14 protein-coding genes and 1 pseudogene are annotated in these 16239 nt (G+C 62.3%); 7 read left to right on the top strand and 8 right to left on the bottom strand.

Features of this window, described 5'->3' with window-relative positions:
- A pseudogene (locus EU811_RS24300) lies at positions 1-1055 on the bottom strand (hypothetical protein); the annotation flags it as partial.
- 72 nt (positions 1056-1127) lie between these two features.
- On the bottom strand, positions 1128-1817 hold the full coding sequence (locus EU811_RS18055) for an SACE_7040 family transcriptional regulator (protein WP_238703452.1): 690 nt from the start codon (positions 1815-1817) through the stop codon (positions 1128-1130).
- A gap of 82 nt (positions 1818-1899) precedes the next feature.
- Here EU811_RS18055 and EU811_RS18050 point away from each other — a divergent pair, with 82 nt between their 5' ends.
- Genes EU811_RS18050 through EU811_RS18020 form a run of 7 tightly spaced genes read left to right on the top strand, consistent with a single transcriptional unit; the run spans position 1900 to position 9824 of the window.
- Positions 1900-3510 (top strand): carboxyl transferase domain-containing protein, encoded by a 1611-nt coding sequence (locus tag EU811_RS18050; protein ID WP_142939689.1) that lies wholly within the window; start codon positions 1900-1902, stop codon positions 3508-3510.
- 2 nt (positions 3511-3512) lie between these two features.
- The gene (locus EU811_RS18045; protein ID WP_142939688.1) at positions 3513-5684 is read left to right on the top strand and encodes an ATP-binding protein; all 2172 of its coding nucleotides are present in this window, start codon (positions 3513-3515) and stop codon (positions 5682-5684) included.
- Positions 5681-6844 carry an acyl-CoA dehydrogenase family protein gene (locus EU811_RS18040; RefSeq protein ID WP_142939687.1) on the top strand — a complete coding sequence of 388 codons (1164 nt, stop codon included), beginning with the start codon at positions 5681-5683 and terminating at the stop codon, positions 6842-6844. The genes EU811_RS18045 and EU811_RS18040 overlap by 4 nt, the downstream gene beginning before the upstream one ends.
- A gap of 20 nt (positions 6845-6864) precedes the next feature.
- Positions 6865-7683 carry a CoA transferase subunit A gene (locus EU811_RS18035; protein ID WP_142939686.1) on the top strand — a complete coding sequence of 273 codons (819 nt, stop codon included), beginning with the start codon at positions 6865-6867 and terminating at the stop codon, positions 7681-7683.
- The gene (locus EU811_RS18030) at positions 7680-8432 is read left to right on the top strand and encodes a CoA transferase subunit B (protein ID WP_142939685.1); all 753 of its coding nucleotides are present in this window, start codon (positions 7680-7682) and stop codon (positions 8430-8432) included. Before EU811_RS18035 ends, EU811_RS18030 begins: the two co-directional genes overlap by 4 nt.
- Positions 8429-8914 carry a MaoC family dehydratase gene (locus EU811_RS18025; RefSeq protein ID WP_142939684.1) on the top strand — a complete coding sequence of 162 codons (486 nt, stop codon included), beginning with the start codon at positions 8429-8431 and terminating at the stop codon, positions 8912-8914. Before EU811_RS18030 ends, EU811_RS18025 begins: the two co-directional genes overlap by 4 nt.
- 40 nt (positions 8915-8954) lie before the next feature.
- Positions 8955-9824 carry an HpcH/HpaI aldolase/citrate lyase family protein gene (locus EU811_RS18020; RefSeq protein WP_142939683.1) on the top strand — a complete coding sequence of 290 codons (870 nt, stop codon included), beginning with the start codon at positions 8955-8957 and terminating at the stop codon, positions 9822-9824.
- A gap of 105 nt (positions 9825-9929) precedes the next feature.
- On the opposite strand, the gene EU811_RS18015 is transcribed toward EU811_RS18020, so the two are convergent.
- The 6 genes from EU811_RS18015 to EU811_RS17990 are packed head-to-tail and all read right to left on the bottom strand — an operon-like array spanning position 9930 to position 16200.
- Complete coding sequence (locus tag EU811_RS18015) at positions 9930-11069, bottom strand: Gfo/Idh/MocA family protein (RefSeq protein WP_142939682.1); 1140 nt, start codon at positions 11067-11069, stop codon at positions 9930-9932.
- On the bottom strand, positions 11054-11755 hold the full coding sequence (locus EU811_RS18010; RefSeq protein WP_142939681.1) for a ThuA domain-containing protein: 702 nt from the start codon (positions 11753-11755) through the stop codon (positions 11054-11056). Before EU811_RS18010 ends, EU811_RS18015 begins: the two co-directional genes overlap by 16 nt.
- A gap of 32 nt (positions 11756-11787) precedes the next feature.
- Positions 11788-13008 carry a Gfo/Idh/MocA family protein gene (locus EU811_RS18005; protein ID WP_142939680.1) on the bottom strand — a complete coding sequence of 407 codons (1221 nt, stop codon included), beginning with the start codon at positions 13006-13008 and terminating at the stop codon, positions 11788-11790.
- Between the two features lie 30 nt (positions 13009-13038).
- Complete coding sequence (locus EU811_RS18000) at positions 13039-13938, bottom strand: carbohydrate ABC transporter permease (RefSeq protein WP_142939679.1); 900 nt, start codon at positions 13936-13938, stop codon at positions 13039-13041.
- On the bottom strand, positions 13938-14876 hold the full coding sequence (locus EU811_RS17995) for a carbohydrate ABC transporter permease (RefSeq protein WP_142939678.1): 939 nt from the start codon (positions 14874-14876) through the stop codon (positions 13938-13940). Before EU811_RS17995 ends, EU811_RS18000 begins: the two co-directional genes overlap by 1 nt.
- Before the next feature lie 4 nt (positions 14877-14880).
- Entirely contained in the window at positions 14881-16200 is a 1320-nt protein-coding gene (locus EU811_RS17990) for an ABC transporter substrate-binding protein (protein WP_142939677.1), read from the bottom strand.
- Positions 16201-16239: the final 39 nt, after the last annotated feature.

The following is a 16239-nucleotide window of genomic DNA, read 5'->3' as shown; positions in this document are numbered from 1 at the left end:
CGTGAGGGCAGCTCTCCGGAAGCGAGGGCGTCGGCGAGGGCTTCGCGGCGGGCCGGGACGTCCTGCCCGGTCATCCCGGTTTGGGAGAGGGCCTCGGCGGCGAGGGCGAGCCTGCGCCGGGCTTCACCGATACCGATCCGCAACCGTGCCCGAAGGAACTCTGCCGTGTTCCGGTACCCATCATCCAAGAAACTGCCAACCGGGGCGGTTCTTGTGTGGGCCGGTTCGGCGGGGCTAGCTCGTGTTGGGTCCGATTCCGCCTGGCTAGCCCCCGCCGGGGCAGTTCCCCTTGAGACTGCGGCTGCGGGAACCGCCGAAGCCCCTGCCGGCTCGGTCCAACCCGTTCGCCATTCCGGCGCTGCCGCTGACGCCCCCGGCCGAGCTTGCAGAGCTTCCTTTCGGGTCCGTTCCACCGCCTGAGCAGCGACCACCTGCAAATACTCCACCGACCGCGAGATCTCCTCGACCCTGCCCGCGAAATCAGCCGCCTCAACGAATCCCAACAACCGCACCTCATCTGCCGCGGACAAGCGTGCGGAGTCAAGAAGCGCAGCGCCCTCGTCAAGGAGCGTAGAGAAGTCCGATCCCGAAACGGCAGTGGGTTCAGGAATCTGCCCGTGCTGGCGTTGAATCGGCCGATCAGAGTCCAGGCTGGAGTGGGCCCAGGCCTTCCGCCGTGGGTCGAGCGTCAAGGCCGTGTTGTCGACCTGTGCACGTGTGGTGGGGGCGGCGGTGGACTTCGAAATCCGGGCAAAGTTAGCCTCGCCGCTGAGATGCTGTGGGCTGTTGAGCCCGCCGGGAGCCTTGACCGGCGCAGTTCCGTGGAGTCGCCCAGCGTCCTTGTGCAGTCTGTCGCCGTACAGCCGACCAGTATCGTTGGCCATTCCAACGCCGTGGAAATGTTCGATCACCGTGATGTGCGCCGTCGAATCGGTACGCCCGGCCTTGATCAAGTGCGGCGTCCCCCCACTGCGCTGTGACCGCACCGCGGCCAGGGCAGCAACAGCAGGGGACGATTCCGCCCATGATGCCGTCGACTGCGCCAAGTTCTCCATGAATAAATCAAATCATTGGGGTCTGACATTTTTAGCGCAACGTTCAAAGACAGCCCCACCCGACGGAAAAAATCAGGCAGACGTCAGAGCAGCGAAAGCCATCTGTTCCAGGATGGGCCTGGCGGACTTCACAGCAATTTTCCTGCCGTGGTGGCGCACCGAGTGGGGTGTGGAATTGATCAATCCAAAGGCTGCGTGTGCCCGAACCCGGAGGCCGGCGACATCTGCGTCGGTGTGAATACGGGCCAGGACGTCAACCCACGTTTCAACGTAACTGCGCTGGAGGGATCTGACTTCTGCTTGGTCGGCATCGCTGAGACTTCCGAAGTCCCGGTCCTGGACACGGATGACGTCTGGATTGCTGAGCGCGAAATCAACCTGGAACCGGATCAGGCCCTTCAGTGCGGACCGGGGATCGTCCGACTCCGATACCACCTGCAATCCGCCGTCCAGGAGGTCGCGGCTGACACTGAGGAGAAGTTCGCCAAGGACCGCTTGCTTGCCCGGAAAATGCCGGTAGACGGCGGGTCCACTGACTCCCGCTGCTGCTCCGAGGTCTTCAAGGGACACCCGGGTGAAGCCGTTCTCGGCAAACAGTCCGGCGGCTGCAGACAATAAGGCCAGCCTTCGGAGCTCCTTCGCCTGACCGCGTTGGGTGGCGGGGGTCCGGGTGCTGTTGATACTTGCTTCCTGACCTCCGGTCACGTTTTCCTCCTTGGCCAGTTCAGTCCCTGTACTTGCGGGACCTACTGTGCTGGACATCACAGTTAATAAAGACTAACCTAAATTTCAGTTACGTGGCACTAACCGAAATGGCCTGTGGCCGGGAATGGAACAGGGGTCAATGGAGACAATTTCCAGTCTGATGGGAACCGCGGGCGGCACCTTCGAAGCTAACCACGACGCGCAAGTGGCCTTGGTGGCCGAGCTGAAGGAGCGTCTGGCGACGGCGGCCCTCGGCGGCCCGGCAAAGTCCCGGGAGCGGCATATCGCCCGCGGGAAACTTCTACCGCGCGAACGGATCGACTACTTGCTTGATGACGGCAGTCCTTTCCTGGAGATCGCACCTTTGGCTGCCAACGGCATGTACAACGACGATTCCCCGGGTGCCGGGGTTATTGCGGGCATCGGCCTGGTCCATGGCCGCCATGTTCTGGTGATCTCCAATGACGCCACCGTCAAGGGCGGCACCTACTATCCCATGACCGTGAAAAAGCACCTCCGGGCCCAGGAAATTGCTCTGGAGAACAAGCTCCCGTGCATCTACCTCGTGGATTCAGGAGGGGCATTCCTGCCCAAGCAGGACGAAGTTTTCCCCGACCGGGAGCACTTTGGCCGGATCTTCTACAACCAAGCCAAAATGTCCGCGGCCAAGATCCCGCAGATCGCATCCGTCATGGGCTCGTGCACGGCAGGCGGCGCCTATGTTCCTGCAATGAGTGACGAGACGGTCATCGTGCGGAACCAGGGCACCATCTTCCTGGGTGGCCCGCCGCTGGTTAAGGCAGCCATCGGCGAGATCGTCACCGCAGAGGAACTTGGCGGCGGCGACGTCCATTCAAGGATTTCCGGGGTCACGGACCATTTGGCCGAAAACGACCAGCACGCGCTGGAAATTGTGCGGGACATCGTGGCGACGTTGCCGAAGCCGGCGCAGCCGGCCTGGGACGTATCCGACGTCGTCCTGCCGCCCGTCGTCGATCCTTCAGAGATCTACGGTGTGGTTCCCACGGACGTCAACGCCCAGTACGACGTCCGGGAAGTCATCGCCAGACTCGTGGACGGCTCGGAGTTTCACGAGTTCAAGAAGAACTACGGCACCACGCTGGTGACCGGATTCGCGCACCTGCACGGCCACCCCGTGGGCATCGTTGCCAACAACGGCGTCCTCTTCAGCGAATCGTCCCTCAAAGGAGCCCACTTCATCGAGCTCTGCGATCAGCGCGGCATTCCGTTGATCTTCCTGCAGAACCTCTCCGGCTTCATGGTGGGTAAAGACGTCGAACAAGGCGGCATCGCCAAGAACGGCGCCAAAATGGTTACTGCTGTGGCTACGGCCCGCGTGCCCAAGCTGACAGTGGTCATAGGTGGTTCCTTCGGTGCGGGCAACTACTCCATGTGTGGCCGGGCTTACTCGCCACGGTTCCTCTGGATGTGGCCGGCCGCCCGTATCTCGGTCATGGGCGGAAACCAGGCCTCCAGCGTGCTGGCGACAGTCAAGAGGGATCAGTACGAAGCCGCCGGTGAGGAATGGTCCGCCGAGGACGAGGAAGCTTTCAAAGCTCCCATCAAGCAACAGTACGAGGATCAGGGAAGCCCCTACTACTCCACTGCGCGCCTATGGGACGACGGCATTATCGACCCCGCTGACACACGGCGAGTCCTGGGAATGGCCCTGGACGTCGTCTCCCGCCAACAACTGCCCGAGACCTCCTTCGGCCTCTTCAGGATGTGACCATGACTTTGCCAACTACAGCCCCAGCCCCGCCCCGCGCGCCACAACGAATCTTCAATGCTGTCCTCGTTGCCAACCGTGGTGAGATCGCCTGCCGCGTCATCCGGACCCTGAAGGAGATGGGCATCCGCTCCATCGCTGTGTACTCAGACGCGGACAAAGACGCCAAGCACGTGGCCCTCGCCGATACCGCCGTCGCCATCGGTGGCACGTCACCCGCGGAAAGCTACTTGAAGATCGACGCCATCCTCGACGCGTGCCGTAGGAGCGGGGCGGAGGCCGTGCACCCCGGGTATGGTTTCCTGTCCGAGAACGTGGAGTTCGCCAAGGCACTGGACGCGGCGGGCATCACGTTCATCGGACCCGGTATCGGTGCCATCGAAGTGATGGGTGACAAGATCCGCTCCAAGAACCACGTGATGGCCTACGACGTTCCGTGCGTTCCCGGCATCGCCAAGCCCGGACTCACCGACCAGGACCTGCTTGAAGCAGCACCCGAAGTAGGCTTCCCCCTCCTGATCAAACCGTCCGCAGGTGGCGGGGGCAAAGGCATGCATGTGGTGGAAAGACCCGAAGACATGGCCTCCACGCTCGCAACCGCAAGGCGCGTGGCAGCGTCCGCATTTGGTGACGACACCCTCTTCCTGGAAAGACTCATCCGCGCACCCCGTCACATCGAGGTCCAGGTCCTGGCCGATAACCATGGCAACGTGATCCACCTCGGCGAGCGCGAGTGTTCTCTCCAACGCCGGCACCAGAAGGTCATTGAGGAAGCGCCGTCGGCCCTGTTCGGATCGTTGCCGGACGGCGCGGAGGAGCGGGCCCGCATTGGCGAGGCGGCCTGCAATGCAGCGCGTTCGGTCAATTACAGCGGTGCGGGAACTGTCGAGTTCCTGGTGTCCGATGAGCACCCCGATGAGTTTTTCTTCATGGAGATGAACACCCGGCTGCAGGTGGAGCATCCCGTCACGGAGATGGTCACGGGTATCGACCTCGTGGAATGGCAGGTGAGGATCGCCGCCGGTGAGGTGCTCACCGTGGCGCAGTCCGACGTCGAACTTAACGGCCACGCCGTGGAGGCGCGCGTTTACGCCGAGGTGCCGGAGCGGAACTTCATGCCGTCCATGGGGCGGATCGTGGCGCTCGCTGAGCAGGGCGAGTCGGATTCAACCGTGACCGGTCAGCAACGCACCCACGCCAAGGTGCGGATCGATTCCGCCATGCGCCACAACCTGGAGATCACCGGGGACTACGATCCCATGCTGGCCAAGGTCATCGCGTGGGGCGAGGACAGGGCGTCAGCGCTGGATACCCTTAACGCTGCCCTTGGCCGTTACACGCTGCTGGGCGTGGACACGAATGTGGAGTACCTGCGCCTGCTGATCAACGATCCTGACGTCCGGGCCGGGCGCCTCGACACCGGACTGATTGAGCGCAGGCTGCCGTCCATGGACTTCCGGCATGCTGGTCCCAGGGAATTGATCGCCGCCGCTCTTACTCTGTGGCTGGAGCGCACAGGATCGGCGCTCGCTGGTGACGCGTGGCGGACTCCCGATGCTTGGCGCGTCGGCGGCCGCGGCGCGTGGACAGCCACTTTCGGTGTTCCGGGCGGTGCAATCGCGACGGTGTCAATCACTGAGGAGGGCGGTACCGTCAGGGCTAGCGTCGACGGCGGGAGCCCGGTGGACATCAGGGTGGTCGATCGCGGTGACAACAGGCTCGCGGTGGAGTTCGACGACGGTGCGGTCACCTTCGCGGTTGGTGTTGCGTCGGGCGGGCGCACCGGGGTGCAGGAACTCTTTGTGGGCAACGACGGCTGGTCCTGCCGGCTTGAAGTCTTGAACCGGGCCGAGCGACTGCGGCGGATGCTCGCCGGGATCCAGCGCGAAGAAGGCGCGGTGGATCCGCAGGTGCGCTCACCCATGCCCGGGACGGTGGTTTCCGTGTCTGTAGCCGACGGAGACACCGTGGAGGAAGGCCAAGTCCTCCTTGCCGTGGAAGCGATGAAGATGGAGCACCAACTGGTGGCCTCCGTTGCTGGAACCGTCCACCTCACCAGCAAGACCGGGGATTTGGTCAAAGCCGACCAGGTGCTCGCCACCATTCACGTGGCCGACGCCGCTGACGCCACGGCCACCACAGACACGAACACAGACAAGGAAGTCCAGCCATGAGCACGTTTGACCTGAATGAGGAGTACCAGGACCTCAGCGATTCCGTCCGCGAGTTCGCCGACGAAGTTGTGGCACCGGTATCCGCCAAGCACGATGAGGAGCACAGCTTTCCCTACGAGGTTGTGAAGCAGATGGGGGAGATGGGCCTGTTTGGTCTGCCGTTCCCGGAAGAGTTTGGCGGGATGGGCGGAGACTACTTCGCCCTTGCCTTGGCATTGGAGCAGCTGGGACGTGTGGACCAGTCGGTGGCCATCACCCTCGAAGCCGGAGTCTCCCTGGGCGCCATGCCGGTGTTCCGTTTCGGCACGGAGGAACAGAAGCAAGAGTGGCTGCCACAGTTGGCGTCCGGACGTTCTCTGGCTGGTTTCGGCCTGACCGAGCGCGAAGCCGGTTCGGACGCCGGCGGTACCAAGACCAACGCCCACCTGGACAACGGCGAATGGGTCATCAACGGCAACAAGGAGTTCATCACCAACTCCGGTACGGACATCACCACGCTGGTCACCGTCACGGCAGTCACGGGAAAAAAAGAGAACGCCGACGGCAGCACCAAGAAGGAAATCTCCACCATTCTTGTCCCTACGGACACACCCGGTTTCCGGGCAGAGAAACCGTACAACAAGGTGGGTTGGAACGCATCGGATACTCACCCGCTCACCCTGGACAATGTCCGCGTCCCGGAAGTGAACCTTCTGGGCGAGCGCGGCCGGGGCTACGCGAACTTCCTTTCCATCCTGGACGAGGGCCGCATCGCGATCGCTGCGCTGGCCACCGGCGCTGCTCAAGGTTGCGTGGACTTGTCCGTGAAGTACGCCAAGGAACGCAGCGCGTTTGGGCATAACATCGGCAAGTACCAGGCCATCCAGTTCAAGATCGCCCGGATGCAGGCAAGGGCCCACACTGCACGTCTTGCGTACTACGACGCCGCTTCCAGGATGCTGGCCGGCAAGCCGTTCAAGACCGAAGCGGCCATCGCTAAGATGGTCGCAGGCGAGGCAGCCATGGACAACGCGCGGGACGCCACCCAAGTGTTCGGCGGCTATGGCTTCATCAACGAATTCACGGTGGCGCGCCATTACCGCGATTCCAAGATCCTTGAAATCGGGGAGGGCACCACCGAAGTCCAGTTGATGCTCATCGCCCGCGAGCTGGGTCTGTAACCGTAGGGGAAGGATCAAGGATGATTGACAAGGTTGTTGCCAGCGCCGCGGAAGCGGTGAAGGACATCCCGGACGGAGCCTCGCTGGCGGTGGGAGGTTTCGGTTTATGCGGCATCCCCGTTTCCCTGATCGACGCCCTGTACAGCCAAGGCACCACTGACCTTGAGACGGTCAGCAACAACTGCGGCGTGGACGACTGGGGCCTTGGCATTCTCCTCAAGGATGGTCGTATCCGGCGCACCATCAGCTCCTACGTCGGCGAGAACAAGGAATTTGCCCGGCAGTACCTGGCGGGGGAGCTGGAAGTAGTCCTCACTCCGCAGGGCACCCTGGCTGAGAAGCTCCGCGCCGGTGGCGCCGGCATTCCTGCGTTCTACACCAAAGCAGGTGTGGGAACCCAAGTGTCCGAAGGCGGCCTGCCGCAGAAGTACGACGCCGAGGGGAACGTTGCGCTGGCCTCCTCGCCCAAGGAGGTACGCACCTTCAATGACGCGGACTACGTGCTGGAAGAGTCCCTGACACCGGACTTCGGCCTGGTCCATGCCTGGAAGGGCGACCGGCACGGGAACCTGGTGTTCCACGCGACGGCCATGAACTTCAACCCACTCTGCGCCATGGCGGCAAGGACCACCATTGCCGAAGTGGAGGAGTTGGTGGAACCCGGCGAGCTGGACCCGGAGCATATCCATACGCCGGGGATTTTCGTCCAACGGGTGGTGGTGGCCACCACGAGCGAGAAGCGCATAGAAAAGCGGACGGTGGCCCTGGCCCCTAATACCGGGCCCAGCCAGTCAGCACCAGGACAGTCCGGAACAGCCCAGTCAGGAGCGGAACGATGACCGACAACACGTACCAGGACATCCCACCCCGTCCCGAAGCCGTCCGGCACGAGTACCGCCGCGCCGACGTCGAACATCACGAAGCCAAAGGCTGGACCCGCAACGAACTGGCCGCCCGGGTGGCCAAGGAACTCACCAACGGGCAATACGTGAACCTGGGCATCGGGATGCCCACGCTGATCCCCAACTACATTCCGGAGGGCGTGGAGGTCATCCTTCATTCGGAGAACGGGATCCTGGGCGTCGGCCCATACCCCGCTGAGGAAAACATTGATCCGGACCTCATCAACGCGGGCAAGGAAACGGTCACCACCAATGCCGGGGCTGCATTCTTTGATTCGGCGGCGTCCTTCGGCATGATCCGTGGCGGGCACGTGGACGTAGCAGTTTTGGGTGCCATGGAGGTGGCCGCGAACGGTGACCTGGCCAATTGGATGATTCCCGGCAAGATGGTCAAGGGCATGGGAGGGGCAATGGACCTGGTGTTCGGTGCCAAGAAAGTCATTGTCATGATGGAACATGTGGACCGCAACGGCAGGCCCAAGATCGTCCAGGACTGCACGTTGCCATTGACAGGTAAGGGCTGCGTGGACCGGATCATCACGGATTTGGCGGTGATCGATGTGGTCAAGGATGAAGGTGATCCGCGTCTGGTCCTCCGTGAGCTTGCCCCCAACGTCACCCTTGAGGACGTCTTGGCCGCCACCGGTGCCGAGCTGTTCGAAGAAGACCAGGAGCTCACTGTATGACGCGGGTGGTGGAGCAGCGCGGGCTCTATTTCGACGAGCTCGAAGAGGACGTGATTTACGCGCACAAGCCTGGCCGCACCGTCACCGAGACGGACAATGTCCTCTTCACCACCATGACCATGAACACGCAGGCGTTGCATCTGGACTCGGCCTGGAGTTCCGGGCAGCCGTTCGGGCAGAGGCTCATGAACTCAATGTTTACTCTGTCCACCATGGTGGGGCAGTCCGTGACACAGCTGACGCAGGGCACCATCATCGCGCAGCTGGGGCTGACGGATGTCACGTTTCCGCATCCGCTGTTTCATGGCGATACCTTGTACACGGAAACAGTGATTACGGGGAAACGGTTGTCGTCTTCGCGGCCCGGTCAAGGCGTGGTGACCATGCAACACACCGGCCGAAACCAGGATGGGGCAGTGGTGGCTTTGGCAACCCGGACCTGCCTGATGTGGACCAAGGAAGCTCACGCCGCGCAGTCATAGTTCTCCGTTCGTGTCAGCACATCAGCAGCAAGGAATCCGCATGCCCTCCACCGACTCGTCAACCACGGCGGTTCTCCCGTTCACCATGGGACCGGCCCTCCTGTTCTGCCCTGCCGACAGGCCTGAGCGCTTCGGGAAGGCTGCTGATCGGTCCGACGCCGTCATCCTTGACCTCGAGGACGCTGTGGCTCCTGCGGACAAGCCGGGCGCCCGCGACGCGATCCTTGAACTGGCGGGTTCAGGGCAATCCGGCACCGGCGGTCTTGAGCCAAGCCGCACTATTGTTCGGGTGAATCCTGTGGGGACTCCGGAGTTCGAGCTCGACCTGCAGGCCCTGGCCCAGACGCCCTACCGCACGGTCATGTTGGCCAAGGCGGAGAGCGCGGAGCAGCTGAGGGCCTTGGCTGGCTATCAGGTGATCGCGCTGTGTGAAACCGCGTCAGGCATAGTCAACGCAGCTTCGATCGCCGCCGAGCCGAACGTCGTGGCTCTGATGTGGGGAGCCGAGGACCTGCTGGCCTCCCTCGGTGGCCTTTCCAGCAGGAACGACGACGGCGGGTACCGGGCTGTCGCTCTTCACTCGCGGTCCGCTGTCCTGCTTGCCGCCAAGGCTGCGGGTAAGGAAGCCATCGATTCCGTGTACGTAAATATCCCGGATCTTGACGGTTTGTCCGCTGAGTCCCGGGATGCCGTGGCCAGTGGCTTCGGAGCGAAAGCCTGCATCCACCCGAACCAGGTGGCCGTGGTCCGGGAGGCCTACGCTCCCACCGACGAAGCCGTAGCCCAAGCCAAAGAACTCCTGGAAGCGGCAGCCGCGGCAGGCACTGGTGTGTTCCAGTACAAGGGGAAGATGATCGATGGCCCCATCCTCAAGCACGCCGAAGCGACCCTCCGCCGCGCAAAGCACTAACGACGAATCCGGCCTCTGATCGTCCCACGCACCGTAGAACGGCGAAGTGAGCGAACAGTGACCGGATTCGTTGGGGTGACCGGATTCGTTGGGGCGGCCGGAGCTCTAGGCGCGTACCGGCGTCGAGAGTTCCTTCTGTTTGACCAGTTCCGTCAGTTCCACCACAGCGGGCCGCGAGGCCGTGCTCTTGATGGCGACCGCTTGCCCACTCTTGGCTGATTCCAGCACTGATTCCATAACGTCCAAGGCATGGAAGGCCAACTGACCGCCGGCACGTGGTTCCTGGCCGGACGGTGTGTTGGCGAGGTCGGCGATGCCGAAGCCACGTCCCGAGTCCACATAACCAGCTGAGACGGGCAGTGTTTCCCAATCCTCGGCACCAAGCGCGAACAGCTGCACATCGCCGTCGAAATGATTGGGGTCAGGGACGATCAGCGAGCCCGTCTCGCCGTGGATCTCAATGTTGGGGCTCTTCGTCCGTACTGCGTCGAAGCTCATGAACAGGGTGGACAAGGCACCGGACTCATGGACCAGAACCCCGGTGACATGTGAGTCGATATCCACCGGGACCACCTGTCCCTCACGAGGGCCCGATCCAATGGTGCGTTCGCTTCGCGTGTGGCTGGCAGCACCCACCACTGACACCACAGGACCGAGCAGTGTGACCAGCGCCGAGACGTAGTAGGGGCCCATGTCCAGCAGTGGTCCGCCGCCGGGCTGATAGTAGAAATCGGGGTTCGGGTGCCAGCGTTCGTGGCCTGGCGTGGCCATGGTGGCTGTTGCCGAAATCGGCGCTCCGATTAGTCCGTCGTCGATCGCCTTGCGGGCTGTCTGGATTCCGGTTCCCAGCACGGTGTCCGGTGCGCAGCCAACCACAACCCCCGCCGCCGCGGCCGCAGCCAGTACTTCCTGCGCCTCAGCGGTGGTGGCAGCCAGTGGCTTTTCGCCGTACACGGATTTTCCGGCTGCGATGGCTCGTAGCGCGATGTCGGCATGAGCGGCAGGGATGGTGAGGTTGAGGACGAGGTCCACATCATCGGCTGCCAGGAGCCCGTCCACTGTTAGTGCCCGGACACCATCGTAGGAGTCGGCCACGGCCTGCGCCCGCGCCGGGTCAAGGTCCGCGACGGCTACCAGGCTGAGGGAATCGAGCCGACGGAAGTTGCTCAGGTACTGGGCAATGATGGCGCCACAGCCGATGACTCCGACGTTTAGCGGCTTGGCAGGGGTTATCGAGACGCCCACAGCATGCCCCTTTCAATGATGGTACGGACGTTGCTGTCCTGGAGGATTTCCACGCGGTGGCCGGGGGTGCAGACGAAGATTTTGCCTTTGCCCCATTGACGGGTCCAGATGGCCGGCGAGGTCACTTCGCGGTTCCACGGGTCCCATGCGCGGACTTTTTGGGTAGTGGTGGCCAGGACGTCGATGTAGTCATCGGACAAGACCCAGTACTGTTCGGTGACGAGGTCGAAGTCAGCGATTCCCTGGGTGATGGGGTGTACGGAGGCCGCGGGAAGCATGTTGACGGTGTAGGGGACGTAGTTGTCCGATTGTTCACCGATCAGCTCGTCGGCATGCTTGCCCGGGTGGCAAGCGAACTGGCCGCCGATCAGGTGCAGGTAATCCGAGTTGTTGCGGTAGGAATCAGCGATGCCGCCGTGCCAGCCAGCCAAGCCGGTACCGTTTTCAACGGCAGAGCGCAGGCCCTCGAACTCATCTTTTTCGATGGTGGTCATGGTCATGCATTGCACGATCAGGTCCACGCCGGACATGTAGTCGGGGTCTGCGTAGATCTTGGGGGATTCCTCCACCCGGACGTCGTAGCCGTTGTCCTTCAAGAATGGGATGAACAGCTCTGTGGCTTCCACCGGCTGGTGTCCGTCCCATCCGCCGCGGACCACCAGCGCTGTCTTGTTGTTGCTTGTCATGGTTTCCTTCGTATCGGGCGTATTCATATGGCTCAGACGTTCTGCCAGCGGCTTGCGTTCTCTGCGCTCGCCTCGACGGCGGCCAGCACTTTTTGCACCTGCAATGCGTCATCGAACGACGGCGTAGGCTGCTCGCCTGCGCCGATGGCAGTGACGAGGTCAACCACCTGGTGCGTAAAGCCGTGCTCGTAGCCGAGGCCGTGGCCGGTGGGCCACCAGTTGGCGGTGTAGGGGTGGGACGGTTCGGTGACCATGATCTTGCGGAAGCCTGCATCCGGTTCCAGTGCGGAATCGTAGAACTGCAGGGAGTTCATGTCTTCGAAGTCAAAGGCGAGTGAGCCCTTGGTGCCGTTCAGTTCCAGGCGCATGGCGTTCTTGCGTCCCAGGGCGAAACGGGTTGCTTCGAAGATGCCGATGGGCCCGGCGGCGGTGCGGCCACTCGAGTTGGCGTCAGCGCCGCCGTCGTGCTTGGCCTGAAAGCGGGCGGTGAACAGCGCAGCGTCATCAACCGTGACCGGACCCCGCGGCCCATCTGTGCCGCCATGACCGCCCAGGCCCACAAAGTCGCCGCCTACCGGGCGTTCCTTCACGAACGTCTCCAGCAGGGCGGAGACCCCGGTGATGTTCAGTCCGGTGATCCATTGCGCGGCATCGATGCTATGCGCGCCGATGTCCCCAAGTGAACCGGACCCGGACTTGGACTTGTCCAGTCGCCAGGTCAGCGGAGCATCCGCGTCACTGAGCCAGTCCTGAAGGTACTGTGCGCGGACGTGCCGGATCTCGCCCAGGCGGCCGTCGTCCACCATTCGCTTGGCCAGTGCCAAGGCAGGGGTGCGCCGATAACTGAAGCCACACATGGATAACACGCCGCGTTCGGCCGCGGCACGGGCCACCTGTGTCATTTTTTCGGCTTCTTCCACCGAGTTGGCCAAGGGCTTTTCGCAGAGGACATGCTTGCCGGCCTCGAGCGCTGCGATCGCTATCTCCGCGTGGGTGTTGCCGGGGGTGCAGATGTCGATGAGATCGATGTCATCGCGCTCAATGAGGCGGCGCCAATCAGTCTCGATGGATGCCCAGCCGTATTTACTGGCTGCTGCCCGGACACTTTCCTCGTTCCTGCCCGCCACGGCGGTCAGTTCAGGAATAAGGGGTAGGTCAAAAAATCGTGGCGCGGTACGCCAGGCGTGGGAGTGGGCGGCGCCCATGAAGGCGTAGCCCACCATACCCACACGAAGGGGTCGGGTTTCTGTCATGGGAAGTCCTTTCTGGTTGGTGGTAGCCGGCTATTTGCTGAAGCCTGCGGTGAGGCCGCTGAGCAACTGACGGCGGGCCACGACATAAATCACCAGCAGCGGCAGCGTTGCCAGTACCACGGAGGCGAGCACCGCCGGGATGTTGACGCTGAATTCACCCTGGAAGGTCCACAGCGACAACGGCAGAACCCTGGTGTCCGGACTTTGCGTGAGGATCAGCGGGAACAGGAATCCGTTCCACACATGGAGTGCGTTGTAGATACCAACCGTGATGACAGCGGGCTTGGTCATGGGCAACGCCAGTCGCCACATCATGGCCCAGTCAGAACAGCCGTCCAGTCGCATCGACTCAAAAAGCTCGTTGGGAACATCCCGCATGAAGTTGGAGAGAATGAGCACCGATACGGGGATCGCGAACGCAATGGAGGGCAGGATCAGTGCCAACAAGGTGTCGTACATGTGGGCCTTGGTGATCATCCAGTAGATGGGGATGATGGTTGCGTGCAGCGGAATGGCCAGGCCCAGGAGGAAGAGATTGTTGGTCCAGCTCAGGAACCGGCCCTTGCCGCGCACAATGGCGTAAGCAGCCATAAAGGCAACGAACAGCGCCGGAACAACACTGCCCACGGTGACGATGAGGCTGTTGGCGAAGTACTTTGCGAAGTCGTTCTCCAGGACAAGCTTGTAGTTGTCCAAGGTTGGCTCTACCGGTGGCAGCATCGGGTTGGACGTGAAGAATCCCGCCTGGTTCTTCAAACTGGTGATCACCACGTAGTACACGGGCACAATGATGACGGCCAGCCAGAGCCAGCCGCCCAGGCCGCCCAGGAAGTTCGGCCGCGAACGGCCAATTTTTGGGGGCCGACGGCGGGTGGTCACCTTTTCGGGGACCGCTGCCGGGGCTGTGGGGAGTTGGGTGGTGGAAGCCATTACGCACCTTCCAGTTGGCTGGCGTTGCGGTTCTTGCCGCCGAGTCGTTGCAGGAGCAGTGCCAGGGCCAGGCCGATAACAACGAGGATGACTCCCAAGGCGCTCGCCGCTCCCATGTCGTTCGCTTTGAAGCCGGTGAGGTACATGTGCAGCGGCAGGAGCCTGGTGGAGTAGCCGGGCCCACCGGCTGTCAGCACGAAGACCAAGTCGAAGTAGGCCAGGGAACCCACCACCATGAGCGTGGAGGACGTGATCATGGTGTACTTCAGCTGCGGCAACGTGATGTTGAAGAACTGCTGGACGCGGCCGGCGCCGTCAATTTGCGCAGCTTCGTACAGTGAAGCGGGAATCTGTCGCACGCCGCCTTGGTAGATCAGGGTGTGGAAGGGCACGAACTGCCAGGCGATCACGAAAACCACTACGAACAGCACCAGATCAGAGTTGCCCAGCCAGTCCTGGGCAAGGAAGGGCAGGCCCAGGCCGGGGCCGAGGCCGAAGTTGGGGTCCAGCAGCGCTTTGAAAGCGATGGCTACGGCTGCCGAAGAGAGCAGCAGCGGCACGAAGTACAGGACGGCCAGTGCGGCGCGATACTTCTGGCTTGCTGCTGTGAAGACGCCGAGCAGCAGACTGATGGGTGCCTGGACTATGAAGGAGAAAAACATGATCTTGGCCGTCACCAGCAACGCGTTGCCCGTCACAGGATCGGCCAGGACGGTGTTCCAGCTGGACAGTCCGTCCAGTTTGATTTCGCCCAGGCCGTCCCAGCGGGTGAAGCTTAGGAACAGTACTCCCAGAAGCGGGAGGATGGCGAAGAGCATGAAGAAGGCGAGCGCGGGGACGGCGAGCCACCCCGACGGACCCTTTTCAAGGGTCCGTCGGGTACCCGGGGTGCCTCCTGCGACTAACTCCCGTGGTGGAGTGGTGGTAGTTGCGGACACCGTATTACTTCCCGATCGTCGCGTTCATGGTGGATGCGAACTGCTCAGGGGTGATCTTCTTCAGGAAAATCTGGTCCAGGTTGGCCAGCATGGCGTCTCCTTGTGCGGGGCTGAGTGCCTGATCCCAGGAGAGCGTGAAGTCCGGGGCATCCTTGGCCATGCCGTACACGTAAGTCAGGAAGTCCTTGTCAGGTGACGCCGCGAGCTTGTCTTCAATGCCGGTGACCACAGGTACTGCTCCTGAGTTGATCAGGCCCTGGACGTTTTCTTCGTTGAACATTCCGTCCTTGACGTACTCCAGCGCGGTCTTCTTTTGCTCTTCCGTGGCCTTGGAGGAGACGGACCAGAAGTTGGACGGGTTTCCCACGACGTTCGCCGGGTCACCCTTGCCGCCCTCAACAGTGGGGAAGGGGGTGTATCCGAGCTTTCCGCTCGAAACGAAGTCGGCCGCGTCCTTCTTCATGCCTTGGTAGATCCAGCTGCCCTGCAGGATCATGGCGGCCTTGCCCGTGTACAGCAGGGCCTGGTCTGCGTTGCTGTCAGCGGCAATGGAGGAGAAGCCGTTGATGAAGCCGCCGGCATCCACCAGTTCCTGGATCTTGGTCAGCGCCTCGATCACTGCCGGGTCTGACCAGGCGTCCGGCTTGTTGGCTGCAATGTTTGCAAAGACTTCAGGACCGCCGATCCGGTCCACCAGGTATTCAAGCCACATCAGATCCGGCCATTTGGACTGACCACCCAGGGAAAAGGGTGCCACGCCGGCATCCTTGAACTTGGGGACCAACGCCATCAGCTCGTCCCAGGTCTTGGGCGGTTCTGCCCCGATCTTCTCGAAGACTTCCTTGTTGTAGTAGAGCACTACGGGCTGGACCTTGTTGTTGGGGAGCGCGTAGGTCTTGCCGTCGATCACGCCGCTCTCGAGGATGGAGGGAAGGTAGCGGCTTTGGACGTCAGGGTTCTCTTTGAGGAATCCGGTCAGGTCGTCCACTTGGCCGGCATCGACGTAGGACTTGAGGACACCGCCGCCCCACCCGTAAACGAGCGTGGGGCCCTGGCCGGCGCCCACAGCGGTGCGGACCTTGGTCTTGTATGCATCGTTGGCGAAGAAGTCGAGCTTGATGGCGGAGTCGGGGTGCGACTTGTTCCACGAGTCCACGGATGCCTGGAACACAGGCTGGTCACCACCGGTCAGTCCCCACATGGTTGCCGAGTCCGCGGAGGCTCCTGTCCCGGCCGGACCTGAGGATCCGCAGGCGACCAGGGAGATTGACAATGCGGCTGCAGAAACGGCCATTCCGGCGGTGCGCAACTTGAGATTATTCATGTGCAGTTTCCATTCGTCCTTCGGGCTCGACGCTGATCG

Origin of the sequence: Arthrobacter sp. TS-15 (assembly GCF_006964045.1) — a bacterium.
In the GTDB taxonomy this organism is placed as follows: Bacteria; Actinomycetota; Actinomycetes; order Actinomycetales; family Micrococcaceae; genus Arthrobacter.
This window is presented reverse-complemented; position numbering and strand designations above follow the sequence as displayed.